At 56.7% G+C, this 18,418-nt stretch carries 17 protein-coding genes; 9 read left to right on the top strand and 8 right to left on the bottom strand.

Annotated features, from left to right (window positions below; genetic code table 11):
- Nucleotides 1-16: 16 nt before the first annotated feature.
- From JV551A3_RS00800 to JV551A3_RS00810, 3 genes are all read left to right on the top strand, one after another.
- The gene (locus JV551A3_RS00800; protein ID WP_010951430.1) at nt 17-1,933 is read left to right on the top strand and encodes a TniQ family protein; all 1,917 of its coding nucleotides are present in this window, start codon (nt 17-19) and stop codon (nt 1,931-1,933) included.
- Between the two features lie 56 nt (nt 1,934-1,989).
- Nucleotides 1,990-2,349, top strand: a complete 360-nt coding sequence (locus JV551A3_RS00805) for a histone-like nucleoid-structuring protein, MvaT/MvaU family (RefSeq protein ID WP_010951431.1) — start codon at nt 1,990-1,992, stop codon at nt 2,347-2,349.
- A 371-nt stretch (nt 2,350-2,720) separates the two neighbouring features.
- Nucleotides 2,721-3,053: a DUF2790 domain-containing protein gene (locus tag JV551A3_RS00810; RefSeq protein ID WP_011953079.1), complete on the top strand. Its 333-nt coding sequence runs from the start codon at nt 2,721-2,723 to the stop codon at nt 3,051-3,053.
- 97 nt (nt 3,054-3,150) lie between these two features.
- Here the strand turns inward: JV551A3_RS00810 and JV551A3_RS00815 are convergent, their stop codons facing one another.
- From JV551A3_RS00815 to JV551A3_RS00840, 6 genes are all read right to left on the bottom strand, one after another.
- A complete protein-coding gene (locus JV551A3_RS00815; protein WP_011953080.1) occupies nt 3,151-3,606 on the bottom strand; it encodes a DUF411 domain-containing protein in 456 nt (151 codons plus the stop codon).
- Nucleotides 3,596-4,375, bottom strand: a complete 780-nt coding sequence (locus JV551A3_RS00820) for a c-type cytochrome (protein WP_011953081.1) — start codon at nt 4,373-4,375, stop codon at nt 3,596-3,598. The genes JV551A3_RS00815 and JV551A3_RS00820 overlap by 11 nt, the downstream gene beginning before the upstream one ends.
- A 9-nt stretch (nt 4,376-4,384) precedes the next feature.
- On the bottom strand, nt 4,385-5,500 hold the full coding sequence (locus JV551A3_RS00825) for a copper resistance protein B (protein WP_011953082.1): 1,116 nt from the start codon (nt 5,498-5,500) through the stop codon (nt 4,385-4,387).
- A complete protein-coding gene (locus JV551A3_RS00830) occupies nt 5,490-5,813 on the bottom strand; it encodes a hypothetical protein (RefSeq protein WP_012269845.1) in 324 nt (107 codons plus the stop codon). Before JV551A3_RS00830 ends, JV551A3_RS00825 begins: the two co-directional genes overlap by 11 nt.
- 14 nt (nt 5,814-5,827) lie before the next feature.
- Nucleotides 5,828-7,738, bottom strand: coding sequence for a copper resistance system multicopper oxidase (locus tag JV551A3_RS00835; RefSeq protein WP_023377932.1), 1,911 nt, complete (start codon nt 7,736-7,738; stop codon nt 5,828-5,830).
- A gap of 182 nt (nt 7,739-7,920) precedes the next feature.
- Nucleotides 7,921-8,127 (bottom strand): co-regulatory protein PtrA N-terminal domain-containing protein, encoded by a 207-nt coding sequence (locus JV551A3_RS00840; RefSeq protein ID WP_011953085.1) that lies wholly within the window; start codon nt 8,125-8,127, stop codon nt 7,921-7,923.
- A 166-nt stretch (nt 8,128-8,293) separates the two neighbouring features.
- On the opposite strand from JV551A3_RS00840, the gene JV551A3_RS00845 reads away from it, so the two are divergent.
- From JV551A3_RS00845 to JV551A3_RS00875, 6 genes are all read left to right on the top strand, one after another.
- Nucleotides 8,294-8,971, top strand: a complete 678-nt coding sequence (locus JV551A3_RS00845) for a heavy metal response regulator transcription factor (RefSeq protein ID WP_011953086.1) — start codon at nt 8,294-8,296, stop codon at nt 8,969-8,971.
- Nucleotides 8,971-10,377, top strand: a complete 1,407-nt coding sequence (locus tag JV551A3_RS00850) for a heavy metal sensor histidine kinase (RefSeq protein ID WP_011953087.1) — start codon at nt 8,971-8,973, stop codon at nt 10,375-10,377. Before JV551A3_RS00845 ends, JV551A3_RS00850 begins: the two co-directional genes overlap by 1 nt.
- A 470-nt stretch (nt 10,378-10,847) precedes the next feature.
- Nucleotides 10,848-12,101, top strand: coding sequence for a TolC family protein (locus JV551A3_RS00860; RefSeq protein ID WP_133978228.1), 1,254 nt, complete (start codon nt 10,848-10,850; stop codon nt 12,099-12,101).
- Nucleotides 12,098-13,564: an efflux RND transporter periplasmic adaptor subunit gene (locus JV551A3_RS00865; RefSeq protein ID WP_011953090.1), complete on the top strand. Its 1,467-nt coding sequence runs from the start codon at nt 12,098-12,100 to the stop codon at nt 13,562-13,564. Before JV551A3_RS00860 ends, JV551A3_RS00865 begins: the two co-directional genes overlap by 4 nt.
- On the top strand, nt 13,561-16,719 hold the full coding sequence (locus tag JV551A3_RS00870; RefSeq protein WP_011953091.1) for an efflux RND transporter permease subunit: 3,159 nt from the start codon (nt 13,561-13,563) through the stop codon (nt 16,717-16,719). Before JV551A3_RS00865 ends, JV551A3_RS00870 begins: the two co-directional genes overlap by 4 nt.
- Nucleotides 16,716-17,063, top strand: coding sequence for a copper-binding protein (locus JV551A3_RS00875; protein ID WP_011953092.1), 348 nt, complete (start codon nt 16,716-16,718; stop codon nt 17,061-17,063). The genes JV551A3_RS00870 and JV551A3_RS00875 overlap by 4 nt, the downstream gene beginning before the upstream one ends.
- Before the next feature lie 414 nt (nt 17,064-17,477).
- Here the strand turns inward: JV551A3_RS00875 and JV551A3_RS00885 are convergent, their stop codons facing one another.
- A complete protein-coding gene (locus JV551A3_RS00885; protein WP_011953093.1) occupies nt 17,478-18,137 on the bottom strand; it encodes a methyltransferase family protein in 660 nt (219 codons plus the stop codon).
- On the bottom strand, nt 18,134-18,409 hold the full coding sequence (locus JV551A3_RS00890) for a DUF2933 domain-containing protein (protein ID WP_011953094.1): 276 nt from the start codon (nt 18,407-18,409) through the stop codon (nt 18,134-18,136). Before JV551A3_RS00890 ends, JV551A3_RS00885 begins: the two co-directional genes overlap by 4 nt.
- Between the last annotated feature and the right edge of the window lie 9 nt (nt 18,410-18,418).

Genomic DNA, 18,418 nt, shown 5'->3' on the forward strand with positions numbered 1-18,418 from the left:
TCATGGATGTGTAGGAATGTTTGGTCTTTTAATCAACCCACGACCACACCAAGACGAAAGTCTTTTGGGGTACCTGCAGCGCCTGGCGAAAGCCAACGGATTACCCAGAAAGGAACTGCTCACCGCCTTTGCACGAGCCGACGAGACCGATGTTGCGGACTGGCTGCAGATGATGGAAGGACCACTGAGCTGGCCTGCGGTATCTGCTGAGTTTCGTGATCCAAGGCCCAAGGGGGTCAAGTTATGGACGACTCATCACGCTCGTTACTGTCCGATCTGTTTGGGCGAAGCCGGTTATTGGAGAGAAAGCTGGGGCTTGACCCTGGTTACGACGTGTTCTGTCCACGGCACTGAACTCCACGGGCGGTGCCCCAACTGTCTGAAGGAAACCGATCCAAGCGCAATGAGTGCGAATAGTTGCCAAGCGTGTGGCACCTCATTGAGTGGGACCAATTTTGAGATCGCGCCGGCGAGTGATACGGCCGCCTGGCTCACCTCTGGCTTTGAAGATAGGTTTTACGCCGACTCGTTGCCAGCTGACGCGGGATTGGCGGCCCTCACCTACGAACAGTTTCACGAGTTGTCATCGCGTCTCGCTGTCAGAAGTTTGCCTACGGAAAGAACCCAGCCGCTGAAGGTTGCTGATTCGGGTTCGCTAGAGATATCGCGGCTTATGGCAAACGCGGCGGGCGTGGTTCTCATGAACTGGCCTCTCGCATTCAGAGAACTGCTGAGTGGCCTCAAGGCAGTCCATTCCGATAACGAACATTGGACGCTCAGCAGATCGTTCGGCCCGATATACCACGACATCCACCGTGATCTGGATGACTCTTGTTTTGACTTTCTTCGTCGAGAGTTCGAATCATTTCTGCAGCATGCGTGGGAAGCACCGTTAGCGAAGCGAAATCGCAATTTGAGTGAGGAGACGATTGAGAGACATCGTTGGGTGTCGTTCGATTCTGCTGCTGAAGCTTGTGGTCTCGGGGTATCAGTCATAAAACGCCTTCATCAGGAGGGACAAATCGCCTATCGGGAGAAGGTCCATGAAGATCGAGTCTTTACGGTCGTGGACCTGGATCATTTGAAGGCAATCTCGCAGCATCTCCAGGGCGTGGCTGATATGAAAGAAACCTCGACTTTGCTAAGCCTCTGTCGCAATCGGGTTAGGCAGCTGCTAGCTGGTGGTACCCTCCAGTTCTTTGGTGGAGAACCGCGCCCAGGCGAAAGGTGGCTGATTGACTGCCGCTCGATCAACGAATTGATTGATGAGAAGCTGCCTACCAGCTCTGACCAGAGCCTGGTGTCGATCAACTACTTGGCCAAGCATTCTCTGCCCAAGGGGGGTGGGTTGGTCGAGTTGGTTCAGGCAATACGTGCAGGTGAACTTCGCGCTTACGGCCCAGCTGAGAATGGCTCGGTTGCGGTAGGGGCGTGGTTACTCAAGCCGCAAGATTTTGCAGCGTGGCAACAAGCCCGAGCTGAGAACAAGAGTCCGGTCTTTCCCGGCCTGTCGGTAGTCAAGGCTGCTGCGCTGTTAGGCGTCAAAGAACAATGCGCATACGCGTTCGTTCGACTGGGTCTGCTATGGAGCACTGCTGTCGAACGAGGCCGGCGTACGCAATTGATGGTTAAGCCTCAAGCCATCGACAGATTCAGGCGTGGCTATATCTTGGGACCGGAGATTGCGGTGTATTTGGGGAAGTCGACCAGGGAGGCGTTCAAGCACCTTTGGGAGGCCAGGTTTCGCCCCGTTGCGGGGCCATCCATTCCAAACGCGGCTTGCCGGCAGTACGTTTGGGTAAGAAGCAAAAAGCTGATCGATTACCTCGCAAGTGAAGCCGCCCAGATCGACGATCCTGAAGCCATCACGTTTTTATCCACACCGATCGCTCAGCCTCGTGATTGCCGATTCAGGCATGTGGGATCAAGATAGTTAGCACGCTTTCTTTCTTGATTGCTAAAATCATCGAACCCATTTTGGAGAATCTTATGTCCCGTCTCGCTGAATTCCGCCTGCTCGAACAACAGCTCGCAGCCCAACTGGCGGAGCTGGAAGCGCTGAAAAATGACTCTGCCCTGAAGCAGGAAATGGAATTTGAAACGAAGCTGCGCAGTTTGCTCAACGAGTATGGCTACGGCCTGCGCCAAGTGGTGCTGATCCTCGATCCGCAAGCGGTGGCTTCCACTGATATGGCCCCAAAAACCTCTCGGAAACCACGCGAAGTGAAGGTCTACAAGAATCCACACAGCGGAGAGGTTGTTGAGACCAAGGGTGGTAATCAGCGTACGCTTAAGGCCTGGAAAAACGAGTATGGCGCTGAGGTAGTCGAGTCTTGGCTCGCCAATTGATTGCACTGCAGGCGGCTTCTGGCACGAGATGAATCGTGGTGCGCCCCGAATGCAAATTCCCATTCTGGGGCGTGACGAAATTTTCTGCGGGTGGTGGATTTAGAGAATTAAAACTGTCGCTAGAGGGTCCCGTCTTTCGCGGCCTGCAGCCATTTGGAGAGGAAACGCAAAACTGTCGCAATCACCCAAAACGCCGGTTCAGACTGATTCGCTAGAGAATTAAAACTGTCGCAGCCTGAAACGACGCGGCTTTCACGTGTATTCAGAGCCATCATTATCGATAGCCTGCTTACAAACATGTAATTCCTGGATCACGTGGATGACAGCTCCCAGTCGGTAAGCTTCACTCATGTCTTCATGGAGTAACAGAAATGAACACCGCTAAAAGCATTGCCGCCCTCATGCTCGTAATCGCCTCCTCATCCGCTTTAGCTGAAGGAGGATCTGATCGCTTACACGGAAAGATGATTCAGGCAAATGAGCAAGCAATGCGTGCCTACGCCGCTGCCAATGGAAAAAAACCACCTGAAGTGATCCATTATCGCTACGGAATGAAACTGGATGTGGCGAGAGTTATCAGTATGACTTCGCTCAAAGGTAGCTGCGACGTGATGCCGACACAGATGAATTACGAGGACTCAACAGGTGAGTTGAAAATCCTCGAATATCGCTCTGCTGGAATTAACTGTAGAGGTCAAAACTGACCGAAGGGACAGGGTAAGTCTTGGAGTAAGCTGACCACGACCAGCGCTGCAGCTGGTCGGCTGGCCGGCAGAAGCCCTTCCCCCGGGGCATCTTGCATTACGTGTCAGGATAACTGGCAACTACTTGATCGTCCCCACTCTTGGTGAGGCCGATGACTTGATAGGCGTGTTTCATGCCATCAACCTCCATACCTGGTGAGCCAGCGGGCATGCCAGGTACCGCGACGCCTGCCAGGTCGTTGCGCTTTATGAGCTCCTGCACCTGGGCTGCGGGGACGTGACCTTCCACAAACTTGCCATCGATAACCGCGGTGTGACACGAAGCCAGCCTCGGAGCTACTCCTAGCTCTTGCTTCACCGCCCTCATGTCCGTTTCAACGTGGTCGACGACCTTGAAGCCGTTTGCCTCCAAGTGCGCTATCCATTTCTTACAGCAACCGCAATTAGCGTCCCGGTGCACATCGATAGTCAGGGGCTCCGCAGCAAAGGCGGCTGAGGCGATTAGAAGTGACGCTGCGGTACTTAAACCGAGGAAGCGGCGCTTACTTGTCATGAGTGTGCTCCTTCCCGTCTTTGTGCACATGGGTTTTGGGAGTAGAACCTGTGTGGTGGTCCGAGTGCGCCTCGCCGGACTCGTGTTCACCGTGGTGCTCCGCTACTGATGAAGACTCCGAATGCGAACTGCCATGATCATGACTTTCCTCAGCCACGCCGTTTGCTGCGGAATCATCATGATTTCCATGACCTGATTTCGCACCACCGTGTTGGCCTTCATGGTTATGCATATCGCTTTCGCCACCGCCATGTTGGTGACCACCACTGGAAGCGACCATCATCTGGTACTGCTCAGCATTGAGTTGCGGTAGCTGGTCCAGGAACGCGACGATTCCCCAGATGTACTGGTCGTCCATGCTCTTACCCCAGGCTGGCATGCCTGTCGCTTTGATACCGTGCTTGATGGTCCAAAACGCAGCAGCAGGGTCACCGCTTACACCTATCTCGGTGAGGTTTGGTGGGGATGGGTATAGGGCTTGGCTGAGTTCAGTTTTCTCCACCCCTGGCGCGAGGTGGCAACCGATACACATGGCGTTGTAGTTGCCTGCCCCTGCTTGGATGAGAGCAGGATCTTTAAGGTTTGGCACCTCAATGTCGCTTGCTCGGACTTCAATCGAGCGATCCCGCGCCATGGCCAAAAACGCATGCACAGCGGGGAAGTGTGGGTCGTCCGCACCAACGTTCACGAGACCGAAGTAAGCAGCACCTAGCACTGCTGCGCTAGTAACAGCACCTGCCGCCACCAGCGTTGTAATTGTTTTTTTCATGTTGAGTTCTCAAAACCACATCCGAATACCGGCCACAAAACGAGCTTCGTCCACGTCCCCGCCTTCATCCCGAATGAAATCGGCGGTTTTGCCGTAGGAACGGCTCCAGGTGACACCTATGTATGGCGCGAACTGGCGAACAATCTCGTACCGTAACCGCAGCCCGACTTCGGTGTTTGCCAGGCCAGAGCCGACGCCGCGTTCCGGGTCGTTCTTGCCATAAAAGTTGGCCTCAGCGGTTGGCTGAAGAATTAAACGATTGGTTAGCAAGATGTCGTACTCGCCCTCCAGACGGGCAGCGGTTTGACCGTTCTCGCCGATAAAGGCGGTGGCTTCAGCTTCGAAGTCATACAGGGCCAGGCCCTGAATACCGAACGCAGCCCAGGTCTGCGGATCCTCCGGTTTGAAATCCTGCCGGACGCCGGCGACAACATCCCACCACGGGCTTACCGAGCGGCCATAGAGGAGCTGCAGCTCAGCATCTTCAGTCACACCATTGGTTCGTTCACCTTCCGAGCGAATCCAGAGCCTATTGATATCGCCGCCCACCCAGCCGGATGCATCCCAAGCAAGCGTGCTACCTTCATCGGCATCTTGGTATTCCAGTTGGTCTAGCAAGAAAAAGCTGTTGAACCCGCTGTCATCCATTTTGTGCCCGTCAAGCGGGGGGAAGGCAGCCTGCCGGTCGGCATCAGTCAGCACCGGGATTGGCGTACGGCTGGTCGGGGTCGGCGAATCAGCGTTCCCGTTTCCCATCGTGGAATGACCCATCGCGCCATGATCCATGCCTTCCATGGACCCGTGATCCATGCCTTTCATGCTTCCATGGTCCATCTTGCTGTGGTCCATCGAGGCGGGTTTCGCTTTGGGCTGGCCATGGCCCATTTTGCTGTGATCAACGGGTGCAGGTTGCGTGGGTTGCTTGCTCGCGCCCATCTGGCTGTGGTCCATGCCCGGCATCGCAGCCTGTGATGAGGCGTGGTCCATCTGCATGGCACCGTGGCCCATTGCCGAGTGGTCCATTCCGGAATGATCCATTTCAGCGGCGAAGCTGGGCGAAACGCCCAGCACACCTAAAGAAACGGCGAATGCCAGCAGCGATGGTCGTGCAACGCTATTGGCCATTTTTCCCTGCCTTAGCTTTGTCGCTGCCATGCGATTCCATCATTTTGCTGTGATCCATTCCTTCCATGGAACCATGATCCATGCCCTCCATAGAGCCATGATCCATGCCTTTCATGGAGCCGTGATCCATGCCTTCATGGTTCATGCCCTGGGCTTGCTTGCTCTTCGAGCCGTTCGATTGCGCCGCGTTGGACGACTTTTGAGAGTGCTGATCATGGTTGTCACTGGACCAGGAAGACGGGGCGTACACCGCGAGCAGGCCAACCATCGCGGCAGAGAGGAAAAAGGCGCTTCGTTTCATTGGTTTGCTCATCTCGTATCTCCAGTTCATTCGTCCACGCGGACTTCTCGGAACATGCCCATCTCCATGTGGTACATGAGGTGACAGTGATAGGCCCAGCGCCCGAGTGCATCTGCGGTTACGCGATAGCTTCGTTTCGAGCCAGGCGGCATATCGATCGTGTGTTTTCGCACCATGAAATTGCCGTCCTCATCCTCCAGGTCACTCCACATGCCGTGCAGATGGATGGGGTGAGTCATCATGGTGTCGTTGACCAAGGTAATACGCAGGCGCTCGCCGTACTTGAGCCGCAGCGGCTCTGCGTCAGAAAACTTGATCCCATCGAAGGACCAAGCGAACTTTTCCATATGCCCGGTAAGGTGCAGTTCGATTGTCCGGCCAGGTTCCCGGCCGTCAGGGTCGATGAAGGTGCTACGCAAATCCGAATACGTGAGAACCCGACGCCCGTTATCGCGAAGCCCGATCCCCGGATCGCTCAGCTTTGGCGTAGGGGTCATGGTCTGCATATCGACCAGAGGGTTGTTTGTTTCGGAGGCGGGATGGTTCTGCATGGCACCGCTGGCGGCCATATTGCTTTGGTCCATACCGGTCATGTTGCCGTGGTCCATGCCAGCCATCTTGCTATGGTCCATACCGGCCATGCTGCCGTGGTCCATGCCAGCCATCTTGCTATGGTCCATACCGGCCATGCTGCCGTGGTCCATGCCAGCCATCTTGCTATGGTCCATACCGGCCATGCTGCCGTGGTCCATGCCAGCCATCTTGCTGTGGTCCATACCGGCCATGCTGCCGTGATCCATGCCACCCATGCTGCCGTGGTCCATCCCCATATCACTCATGGAGATGAGAGGCCTTGGATCTACAGCCGGCACCGGTGCCTGCAGGCCCTCACGGACAGCCAAGGTACCCCTTGAATAGCCGGTGCGATCCATGGATTGAGCAAAGATGGTGTAAGCCTGCTCGTTTTCAGGCTCGACAATGACATCGTAGGTTTCAGCAACGGCAATCCGGAATTCATCGATCGACACTGGCTTAACGTACTGACCGTCGGCTGCGACAACCGTCATTTTCAAGCCGGGGATCCGCACGTCGAAATAGGTCATCGCCGAGCCATTGATAAAGCGAAGCCGGATTTTCTCCCCTGGCTTGAAGATTCCCGTCCAGTTCCCATTTGGCGCCTGGCCGTTCATGAGGTAGGTGTAGGTGTGCCCGCTCACGTCAGCGAGATCGGTTGGGCTCATCTTCATCTCGGCCCACATCTTTCGATCGGCCACAGCAGCAGACCAACCTTTCTCGCTCACGTCGTCGACGAAGTCGCCAACGGTGCGCTTGTGGAAGTTGTAATAGTCCGACTGTTTTTTGAGCTTGGACATAACCCGCGCCGGGTCTTCGTCGGTCCAATCACTCAGCATGACGACATAGTCACGATCGTAGGTGAAAGGCTCTGGATCCTTGGCATCAATCACCAGCGCACCGTAAACACCGACCTGCTCCTGGAAGCCCGAATGGCTGTGGTACCAGTAGGTGCCGTTCTGGTGGACCTTGAACTTGTACTCGTACATGCCGTCGGGAGCGATGCCATGGAAGCTTAGACCCGGCACGCCGTCCATATTCGCCGGCAGGATGATGCCGTGCCAGTGGATGGACGTGTCCTGCTTCAAGCGGTTGCGAACCCGTAGCGTGACCGTGTCGCCTTCGCGCCAACGGAGTATTGGTCCTGGCAGCGAACCGTTGATGGCCATCGCCGTTCGAGCTGCCCCGGTAATGTTCACCGGGAGCTCCCCGATGTACAGGTCAAAATCGGTGCCGGTCAGTACGTTAGGCTGGCCAGGGCTGGTTACGGCCCAGACCGGCGCGCGCCACATGCCCAGCCCACCCAGTAGTCCGGTAGCAGCCAGGCCTTTGACGAATGAACGTCTCGTGGTTTTGCTTTGCATGCCGTTGCGTCCAATCAGGTAGATCGCTGATATCCAGACTGCGGGATCCGCAGCCATCTGGTTTCAATTGAGCTCCCCCAAGCCTCGTAGACTTTCGCCAAAGCACAAGGATTGCGGGAGGCAATACCCCGAAAGCTGACATAGTTCAGATTCCGGGGTGATTACATTTCTGTAAGCTAAGCTCAGCAGCTCTCGTGGCCGGGGTGCTTTTGGCTTTGGGCGGTAACAGGAGCCTCTGCTTTTTTCTCCTGAGCAACCTGGTAAGCCTGCATGGAAGATGCACGTGCAGCTTCCATCCTGGCGAAGGTGCGATCCGCGCCGCCTTCAGCCAGGGCGAGGCTCGCCATGCCGAAGGTGACTACCATCACAATCGCTTTGATCATGTTCATTTGCGTTTCCTCTAAGGGTCAGTTTCGCCTGATTGGCGCCGTTCACAGTGCTCAAGCTAGCTACCCGGCACTGTCAGCAAGCTGAGCCCGACATTACTTTTCCGTCAGCTTCTGGTTGGGTGCCTTTTTTGCTGCACACTGAAGGGCATCCAAGGGGGCGCAGCAGATGAAATTACTCGTAGCCGAAGATGAGCCAAAAATCGGGGCCTACCTGCAGCAAGGGCTGACGGAGGCAGGCTTTACCGTCGATCGTGTGGTCACAGGGACCGACGCGCTGCAATACGCTTTGAGCGAGGCGTATGACCTGCTGATTCTTGATGTAATGATGCCGGGGCTAGACGGCTGGGAGGTGCTGCGGATGGTACGTGCGGCAGGGAAAGAGGTCCCAGTCTTGTTTTTGACGGCCCGTGATGGCGTGGACGATCGCGTGAAAGGGTTAGAACTCGGGGCTGACGATTACCTGGTCAAACCCTTTGCATTCTCGGAACTGCTAGCGCGTGTGCGCACTTTGCTGCGAAGAGGCAGCAGTGGCTATGCTCAGACCACTATGAAGATGGCTGACCTGGAGGTAGACCTGCTTAAGCGCCGGGCCACCCGAAATGGCAAGCGGATCGACCTCACAGCCAAGGAGTTCTCCTTACTGGAACTACTCATGCGCCGACGCGGCGAGGTACTGCCGAAGTCCCTGATCGCATCGCAGGTGTGGGATATGAACTTCGACAGCGACACTAACGTGATCGAGGTTGCTGTTCGTAGGTTGCGGGCCAAGATTGATGACGATTTCGCCCCCAAGCTCATACATACAGTTCGTGGCATGGGCTATCTGATGGATGTTCCCGAGTAATGCGCGCCCAATCGTCGCTCGTTAAACGCCTTACCCTCATGTTCATGTTCGCGGTCATCGCCGTATTGGTCGTTGCCGGCGTGAGCTTCTACATGCTCAGTCAGCACCATTTCCAGATGCTGGATGAGCAAGCCCTGGCCGAGAAACTCGAATCCACCCGGCACATCCTTTCACTTTCAGCAGCACGTGATGAACTTGAGGATCAGGAGCCTCAACTGCGTGCTTTGTTGGGGGCTCATCAGGACCTTTCTGCGGAGATTCTTGATGCTGACGGTACTGTCCTGTTCTCGGACTCCAAGGCATCCCGCATCCCTGAGCGCTTTAAGCAGGCCTCTTCTGGCGCCGTTTGGGACTGGCAAATCGACTCGCGGAACTTCCGGGGGATTACCTCTCAACTGGCTATAGCGCAGGCGCAGGCGCCGGTAACAGTCATGTTGATGCTGGATGTCACCAGCCATGCCCACTTTTTCAAGACGCTGCAATGGTGGTTCGGCATTGGCTTGGTCATCAGCGCTCTGGTTAGTGCAGGATTGGGGTGGATCGTGGCCAAGAGCGGTCTTCGGCCGGTTGGGCAGATCACCAAGGTGGCGACATCCATGTCTGCCCGGTCCCTTCGCGAGCGAATTCCATTGGAGCCCGTGCCGCTTGAATTGCAGGAGCTGATCCTCTCCTTCAACGGAATGCTTGCACGCCTGGAAGACGCGTTCGTCCGGCTATCAAACTTCTCAGCCGACATCGCACATGAGCTGCGGACTCCGGTAAGTAATCTTCTGACGCATACCGAAGTCGTTCTGACCAAAAAACGCGACCTCGATGCCTACGAAGACAACCTCTACTCCAATCTTGAAGACCTCAAGCGCATGTCGCGCATGATCGATGACATGCTGTTCCTGGCAAAAGCTGATAACGGCTTGATCATCCCCGAGCAGGTTGATATCGATCTGGTCGGGCTAGTGTCCAGACTGATTGAGTACTACCAGCTTGCAGCCGAAGACCGAAGCATTCGGCTTGCCCTTCAAGGCGAAGGTACGATCCGTGGTGACCGGCTAATGATTGACCGGGCGGTTTCCAACATTCTATCCAACGCTTTGCGCTATACCCCCGAAGGCCACGATATCGCCGTCCGGATTGTCGAGGCGGCTGATCAAGTGAACCTGTCCGTCCAGAACAATGGGGCCACGATTGATCCGGAACATATCAACAAAATCTTCGACCGGTTCTATCGCGCTGACCCTGCAAGGCGGGAAGGAAGCCCAAGCAACGCCGGCTTGGGTCTGGCCATAACGCGTTCGATCATCGAGGCTCATGGTGGGCGAATTTGGTGTACCTCCGCTGACGGCGTGACGAGTTTTCACATCGCTCTGCCGCACGCCAAACAATCCACTTCCAAGCCTCAAACGGCTTAATGCTCATTTCATGCGTGTAACCTATACTCGGCCATCATGAACCGGCTCCTACGACTGTTCACCATCCTGCTTCTAATCGCATCGCTTCCTCTCAACGGCATGGCGGGAGTCGACTCAGCCATTGAACCATGCCCCATGCAAACCATGGGGATGGAGATGATGGCGGGGATGGATCACGATTGTTGCCAGGATACTGATCCAGGATCAGCTGCCGACCACTCCAAAGCCTGCAAAGTGGGCCAGGAGTGTAGAACCGCGAGCACAGTTCAGGTCGAAATAATTAACCCCACGCTCACCTATTCTGCGCCTAGGCCAGTAGATACCTATGCGGTGAGCCTCGTAAACAGGGCGCCTCCTGACCCTTGGCGGCCACCCCGCGCCTGATTACCTCTTAAATTCACCCCATCGTCCTGTTTTGCAGCCGGATGATGGCATGCGCTTGCGCGCTGATTTTTTGAGGAATCATTTCCATGACTCCCCCACGTTACCGATTAGGGATGGCATGTCTGGCCGCTCTGATCAGCCTGTTGTCGACGTTACCGGCTCAGGCTACACCGTTGTCTCTGGAGGAAGCGCTTCAACTTGCCGAACGCAATGCCCCCATCCTCCAGGCCAGGCAAGAGCAAATGACGGCCGCTCGACACGCTGTGATCCCAGCAGGCGAGCTGCCTGATCCACGTCTCAACCTAGGAGTGCAGAACCTTCCTGTTGACGGCAGTGATCGTTGGAGCATGAACCGCGATTTCATGACGATGCAGGTTGTCGGCCTCTCCCAGGAAGTACCAAACCGGGACAAGCGGGAGGCACGAGTTGAGACGGCACGAGCGAGCGTTGAGCGAGCCGATGCAGAGGCGGTGTTCGAGCGCTTAAAAGTGCGTGCTGCCACAGCCCAAGCTTGGGTCGCGGCGTACACCGTTCAACGGAAACTGCAGCAGTTTGAGGACTTCTACAAAGAAAACGGTCTGTTGGCCGCAGCAATCCGCGCACGCCTGGCCGGCGGTACCGGCGCGACGGCCGACGCACTTGCTCCTGACCAGGAAGCTGCGCAACTCGATGAGCAAAAAGATGTTCTGCTCACACAGGCCGCTCAGGCACGGGCTGCACTCAAGCGATGGATTGGAGAGGATGCTGATCCGCAAGCTCAAGCATTTCCGCGCTGGCCAGTGAGCGCGCCGGACTATCTACACGCTATACATGCACATCCAGAATTGGCGACCTACAACGCCCTTACGCGGGAAGCACAAGCTCAAGTGCACCAAGCCTTGGCAGAAAAGAAGTCGGACTGGGGGTGGCAGGTGGATTACCAGCGGCGCGGGCCTGAATTCAGCAATATGGTGAGCCTGCAGGTAAGTTTCCAACTGCCCTTGTTCGCTGGCTCACGGCAGGACCCGATGATCGCGGCACGTCGCGCACAAGTCCGGCAACTGGAGGACGAACAGGAAGCGGCATTGCGTGAGCATAAAGCGCAGCTGGAGACAGATCTTGCGGATTACCAGCGATTGCAGCGAGCAGTGCAGCGCAGCCGTGAAACATTGTTACCGCTAGCGGAGGATCGAGTCCGCCTCGCCCTTGCTGACTATCGAGCCGGTAAATCACCCTTAAGTGAGGTTCTCACCGCTCGACGTCAGCGGGTTGAAACACGACTGCAAGACATCGATCTGCAAGGACAGTTGGCCGCGACAGCTGCACGGCTGCACTTCGCGTATGGAGAGGTGCGCGCATGAGAAATTCAACTATCAGCCTTGTGGTATTGGCCGCGTTGGCTATCGGCGGTGGCGTTGGCTATCAGCTAGCAAAGCGTGGGCAGGTGTCCACTGCCTCCCCTGAAACGCTACAGAAGGTGCTGTATTGGTATGACCCGATGTACCCCCAGCAGCACTTTCCAGCACCGGGCAAGTCGCCCTTCATGGACATGCCACTGGTGCCGAAGTACCAGGAAAGCACCGCTGCTGAGGTGAGCCCCGCAGTTCAAGTTTCACAGGGGCTCCAACAAAACCTGGGGGTCCGTCTGGCTACCGTAGCGAAAGGGCAGCTTGCTCGAACCCTCCAGGTGAGCGGCGTGCTTACCTTCGATGAGCGGGATTTTAGCGTTCTGCAGGCTCGTACCGGTGGCTACGTCGAACGCACCTATGGCCGCGCTACAGGCGACGTGGTTGCCAAGGGCGCCCCATTGGCAGATGTGTTGACGCCTGAATGGGCGGGCTTGCAGGAAGAGTACCTGGCGCTTCAGCGATCTGGGGACAATGAATTGCGCGCTGCAGCTCGGCAACGACTACTGCTGGCGGGTATGCCTGCCGATCTTATCAACCGGATTGACCGTACGGGAAGGGTCCAGAATTCGGTAACGCTCTTGGCCCCAACAGCAGGCGTCCTTCAGGCTCTGGAATTGCGGCCAGGCATGACAATGACACCGGGTGCAACGTTGGCGAAGATCAATGGTATCGCGAACGTCTGGCTTGAGGCCGCAGTACCTGAAGCGCAAGCCCAAGGCCTACAGGAAGGACAGGCAGTGCAGGCGAATCTGGCAGCGTTCCCAGGCGAACCTGTTCCCGGCAAGCTGACCGCATTGCTGGCTGATGCGGATCTGCAAAGCCGCACCTTGCGGCTTCGTATAGAACTGCCCAACCCCGGCGGCCGGTTGCGCCCAGGCATGACCGCGCAGGTTTCCCTCCATCCGTCCGGGCAACAGGATGACAGCCTACTGGTGCCAGCCGAGGCGATCATTCGGACGGGGAAACGCGATCTCGTAATGGTGTCAGAAGACGGAGGTCGATTCCGGCCGGTGGAAGTAGTGCTCGGCCAGGAAAGTGCTGGCCAGGTGGTCGTGCTGCGAGGCCTTCAGGCGGGCCAGCGCGTTGTGGCGTCCGGGCAGTTTCTGCTGGACTCCGAAGCGAGCTTGAAAGGTATCGAGGCCGTTACTGCTGGCGATGCTCCACTTGCGCAACCTGTACAGCCGGCTCTACATCAGGCCAATGGGCGCATCGTTCAAATAGAAGGTAATCAGCTGACCATCGCTCATGGACCGTTCGTGACGCTGGGCATGCCTGGTATGACGATGACTTTCCCTGTGGCAGATCCCCGCTTGATTGCCGGACTCAAGGTTGGCGAACGCATCCGGTTTGGAGTGCGCGAGCGCGATGAAGGCATGGTCATCGAGCAAATAACCCAGCAGGAGAACCAGCCATGATCGCGAACCTGATTCGTTGGTCGGTTGGCAACCGCGTCCTGGTCCTGCTGGCAACACTGTTTGCCGTAGCTTGGGGCGTTTTCTCTCTGCGCAGTTTGCCGATCGACGCGTTGCCTGACCTGTCAGATGTGCAGGTGATTATCCGCACCTCCTACCCAGGGCAGGCACCGCAGATCGTGGAAAATCAGGTGACATATCCCCTGACCACCACAATGCTTTCCGTACCCGGAGCCAAGACAGTGCGGGGCTTTTCAGCATTTGGAGACAGCTTCGTATATGTGTTGTTTGAGGACGGCACAGATCTCTATTGGGCGCGGTCCAGGGTGCTCGAATACCTAAGCCAGGTTCAGTCTCGATTACCGGCGTCCGCTAAGCCAGTGCTCGGACCCGATGCCACTGGTGTAGGCTGGATCTACCAGTATGCGCTGGTGGACCGCAGTGGTACCCATGACCTGGCACAGCTGCGCAGCCTTCAGGACTGGTTCCTGCGCTTCGAGTTGAAAACTCTTCCGGACGTTGCCGAAGTGGCGACGATAGGCGGGATGGTCAAGCAGTACCAGGTAGTGCTCGATCCGCTGCGCATGGCCAGCTTGGGAATCACTCAAGTTGAGGTTTCGGACGCCATCGCCAAGGCCAATCAGGAAACCGGTGGCGGCGTGCTCGAACAAGGCGAAGCTGAGTTCATGGTAAGGGCTTCCGGCTATCTGAAGTCACTCGATGATTTCCGAGCCATTCCCCTGCGCCTGGCTGCGAAGGGTATACCCGTAACACTGGGCGATGTAGCCACTGTACAGCTGGGCCCTGAGGCACGTCGCGGCATCGGCGAGCTTGATGGACAGGGCGAAGCGGTGGGCGGCGTAGTAATTCTGCGCAGTGGCAAGAATGCGAAAGATGCCATCGCTCACGTCAAATCCAAGCTTGAATCGCTGGAAAAAAGCCTGCCTGCCGGGGTCGAGCTGGTCACTACCTACGACCGTAGCCAGTTGATCGATCGTGCTGTGGAAAATCTGAGCCAGAAGCTGATTGAAGAGTTCATCGTGGTCGCACTGGTGTGCGCTGCATTTCTTTGGCATCTGCGCTCATCGTTGGTCGCCATCGTCTCGCTTCCGGTTGGTGTCCTCATTGCCCTGATCGTCATGCGCCACCAGGGCATCAACGCCAACATCATGTCGCTTGGGGGCATAGCCATTGCAATCGGTGCGATGGTGGACGCCGCTGTGGTGATGATTGAGAACGCGCACAAACGGGTTGAGGCTTGGCATACGTGGCACCCTGGAAAGTCGTTGCGTGGCGAAGATCATTGGAAAGTGATGACTGAGGCAGCAGTCGAGGTCGGGCCTGCGCTGTTCTTCAGCCTCATGATCATTACGCTGTCCTTCATACCGGTATTCACCTTGCAGGCTCAGGAGGGAAGGCTGTTTGCGCCCCTCGCATTCACCAAGACTTATGCAATGGCAGCAGCAGCGGGCCTTTCGGTTACCCTGGTACCCGTGCTGATGGGGTACTGGATTCGGGGTCGTTTACCGGCAGAAGAGCGCAACCCACTCAATCGAACCCTGATACGGCTCTATCGCCCAGCATTGGAGATCGTTCTACGCCGGCCAAAGCTCACGTTGGCGGGTGCACTGTTGATTTTGCTCAGCAGTGTCTGGCCCCTGAGCCAGCTCGGCGGCGAATTCTTGCCGCCACTGGATGAAGGCGATTTGCTGTACATGCCGACTGCCCTGCCAGGTCTTTCGGCGCAGAAAGCCTCTGAGCTTTTGCAACGTACGGACCGGCTGATCCGAACGGTACCGGAGGTCGCCAGTGTCTTCGGTAAAGCGGGCCGGGCTGAATCAGCGACCGACCCGGCCCCGCTGGAGATGTTCGAGACGACTGTCCGACTTAAACCGAAGGATCAGTGGCGAGCAGGGATGACCACTGAGAAGCTGATCGAAGAGCTGGACCGTACCGTGCAGGTACCTGGGCTAACCAATATCTGGATCCCACCGATTCGAAACCGTATCGACATGCTCGCAACCGGTATCAAAAGCCCGATCGGCGTAAAGGTTGCCGGCAGCAATTTGAATGAGATCGACCGGGTGACTCTGGCTATCGAGAAGGTGGCCAAAACGGTTCCAGGGGTGACTTCCGCCCTCGCCGAGCGATTAACCGGTGGACGCTACATCGATCTGGATATCGACCGCCAATTCGCAGCGCGTTACGGCCTGAACATTGCTGATGTCCAAGCGATTGTTGCCGGCGCCGTTGGGGGCGAAAACATCGGCGAAACCGTAGAAGGCCTGGCGCGATATCCCATCAGTGTTCGGTACCCACGGGAGTGGCGTGACTCTGTTGATGCCCTGCGGCAGCTACCGATTTACACCAGCCAAGGGGGGCGAATCACACTGGGAACCGTGGCACGGGTGCGTATTGCGGACGGTCCACCCATGCTCAAGAGTGAAAACGCGCGCCCCTCGGGCTGGGTGTATATCGACGTGCGGAGACGGGACCTGTCCTCCGTCGTTGCCGACCTGCGCCGGCTAGTCGATCAGCAGGTGAAGCTCGATCCTGGCATAAGCTTGAGCTATTCCGGGCAGTTCGAATACCTGGAGCGCGCCAATGCGCGCTTAGCATGGGTAGTACCGGCGACGCTGGCCATTATTTTCGTCCTTCTCTACCTCACGTTTGGCCGCCTCGGTGAAGCGCTGCTGATCATGGCTACCTTGCCATTTGCGCTAACCGGCGGCGTATGGCTGCTGTACATGATGGGCTACAACCTGTCGGTGGCCACGGGTGTCGGTTTTATCGCCTTGGCTGGGGTCGCAGCAGAGTTTGGAGTCATCATGCTGATCTACCTCAACAATGCCTGGACTGAACGAAACGGCAACGGTACGCAGGGGCAACCTGCGCTTCTGGATGCTATCCGCGAAGGGGCCGTGCAGCGCATCCGCCCCAAAGCCATGACCGTAGCAGTGATCGTCGCAGGCTTGATGCCAATCCTCTGGAGTAGCGGTACCGGCAGCGAAGTCATGAGCCGGATCGCTGTACCCATGGTCGGCGGCATGCTCACCGCGCCTTTGCTCTCACTATTTGTAATCCCTGCGGCTTACTGGCTCGTCAGGCGCCGCGGACTCGCTGTACACGATAACCCCCAAACAGGAGTAACCCGATGAAGAAGCTACTGATCAGCGCTGGCCTGGTGTTCGCCGTTGCGGCGGCGGTGCAGGCCCAAGACATGTATGGCACGGATATGAAGAATATGCCCATGGAAGGCAACGAGACCCAAGGCAGCCAGGCGGCTCCGACTGCATCGGCTGAGGGAACCATCAAAGCTTTGGAACCAGGTAAAGTTACCTTGGCGCATGGACCAGTATCAGCCCTGAAATGGCCGGCAATGACCATGGGCTTCAGCGCTACCGAGCAGCAACTCAAGGGACTCAAGGTAGGCGACAAGGTCAGCTTCGATTTCCGAATGAATGGGGGCACAGCGACGATCGTAGGCATTCGCAAGCAGTGACGGATTGACTTCTAACCCTGCCTATTAGAGCTGATAGGCAGGGTCATTTAGCCAAACTTTGGAAAAAGTGCTGCCGCAATTCCTGACCGCGCCGCCTTCAGCTCTGTGCCTCGGGACGCTAGTTGGTCTTTGCGCTCTGTAGCCGGGATGCATTCAGATCAGAGTAGTAGCTGACGTTTGAGCAGAGATCTTCGTGCATCACGATCTATATGGGTCGAAAGCGGACAGGGCATCGCAAAGTCATCCAACTGCCTGAGTTATCCGAACGCCAACAAGGATTCCACCGAGCTTGTCGACAAGAAAACCCGCGACAACTCAGAGTGTTATCCGAGCAAACAGACTTTGGATACCCTATTCCCGCTAGAAACACTGCCGCTGAAACCCTCCTGGCATGTAGCTCCTTCGTCCTACGCTTCAGCCTCTATGACCCCCACCCAACCTTTCGCGCAGGTGCGGAACGAACCTAGGCGTAACGCGGGTATAAGCTTCGTAGGCAGCGCCAAACTGCTTGTGCATTTCCCGCTCTTCGGAAACCGCCAAACGCCCGTACATCACCAGCAACACCGGGAACATTGCCAGCGTCAGCAGCGTCGGCCACTGAAGGAGAAAGCCCAGAAGAATCAGCACAAATGCCACGTACTGCGGATGTCTGATCCAGCCATAGGGCCCGACCGTTGCAAGTGAACGGCGGCGTTGCGCGTGATATAGCACGTTCCAGGCGGCAGAAAGCAAATAGAAGCCGAAACCCAGGAATAGGTAACTGGCAATGTGCAAAACACTGAAGTGTGGGTTGCCCTGGTCACCGAGCAACGTCGACCACAGATGGCCGGATTCGTGGGAAAGCAGATCGAGGTTGGGGAACCTGGCCTGCAACCAGCCTGACAACAGATAGATCGTCAGGGGGAAGCCATACATTTCCACAAACAGGGCAACGATGAAGGCCGAGAATGCACCGAAGCTCCTCCAGTCTCTCGCCGTTGCCGGCTTGAAGAAACTGAAGGCAAACATGATGAAGATCGCGGAGTTGATGAAAACCAGCGACCAGAGGCCATACGCGCTTTCACCATGATTCATGATGGATCTCCCGGCTTATGGATATCAGCCTTATCGGAGGGGGCCGGTTTGCTCTGGCCCTGGTGATGGTGTCCCCCATGTCCTCGATGCATGAAGACATGCATCAGCGGACAGGCGAGCAACAACAGATAAGGCAGGGCTCCAACGACATGGGCAAGGTGCTCGGTGAGCAGGAAGTAGACGGCGATCCCACCGATTACCACCAGGCCGATTGCATAGCGTGAACGCCAGAAACTGTGTGGTGAGCCGTTTTCATCGAAGTGAGGGTTCATAGCGACTCC

The organism is Pseudomonas inefficax (genome assembly GCF_900277125.1).
GTDB classification, from domain to species: domain Bacteria; phylum Pseudomonadota; class Gammaproteobacteria; order Pseudomonadales; family Pseudomonadaceae; genus Aquipseudomonas; species Aquipseudomonas inefficax.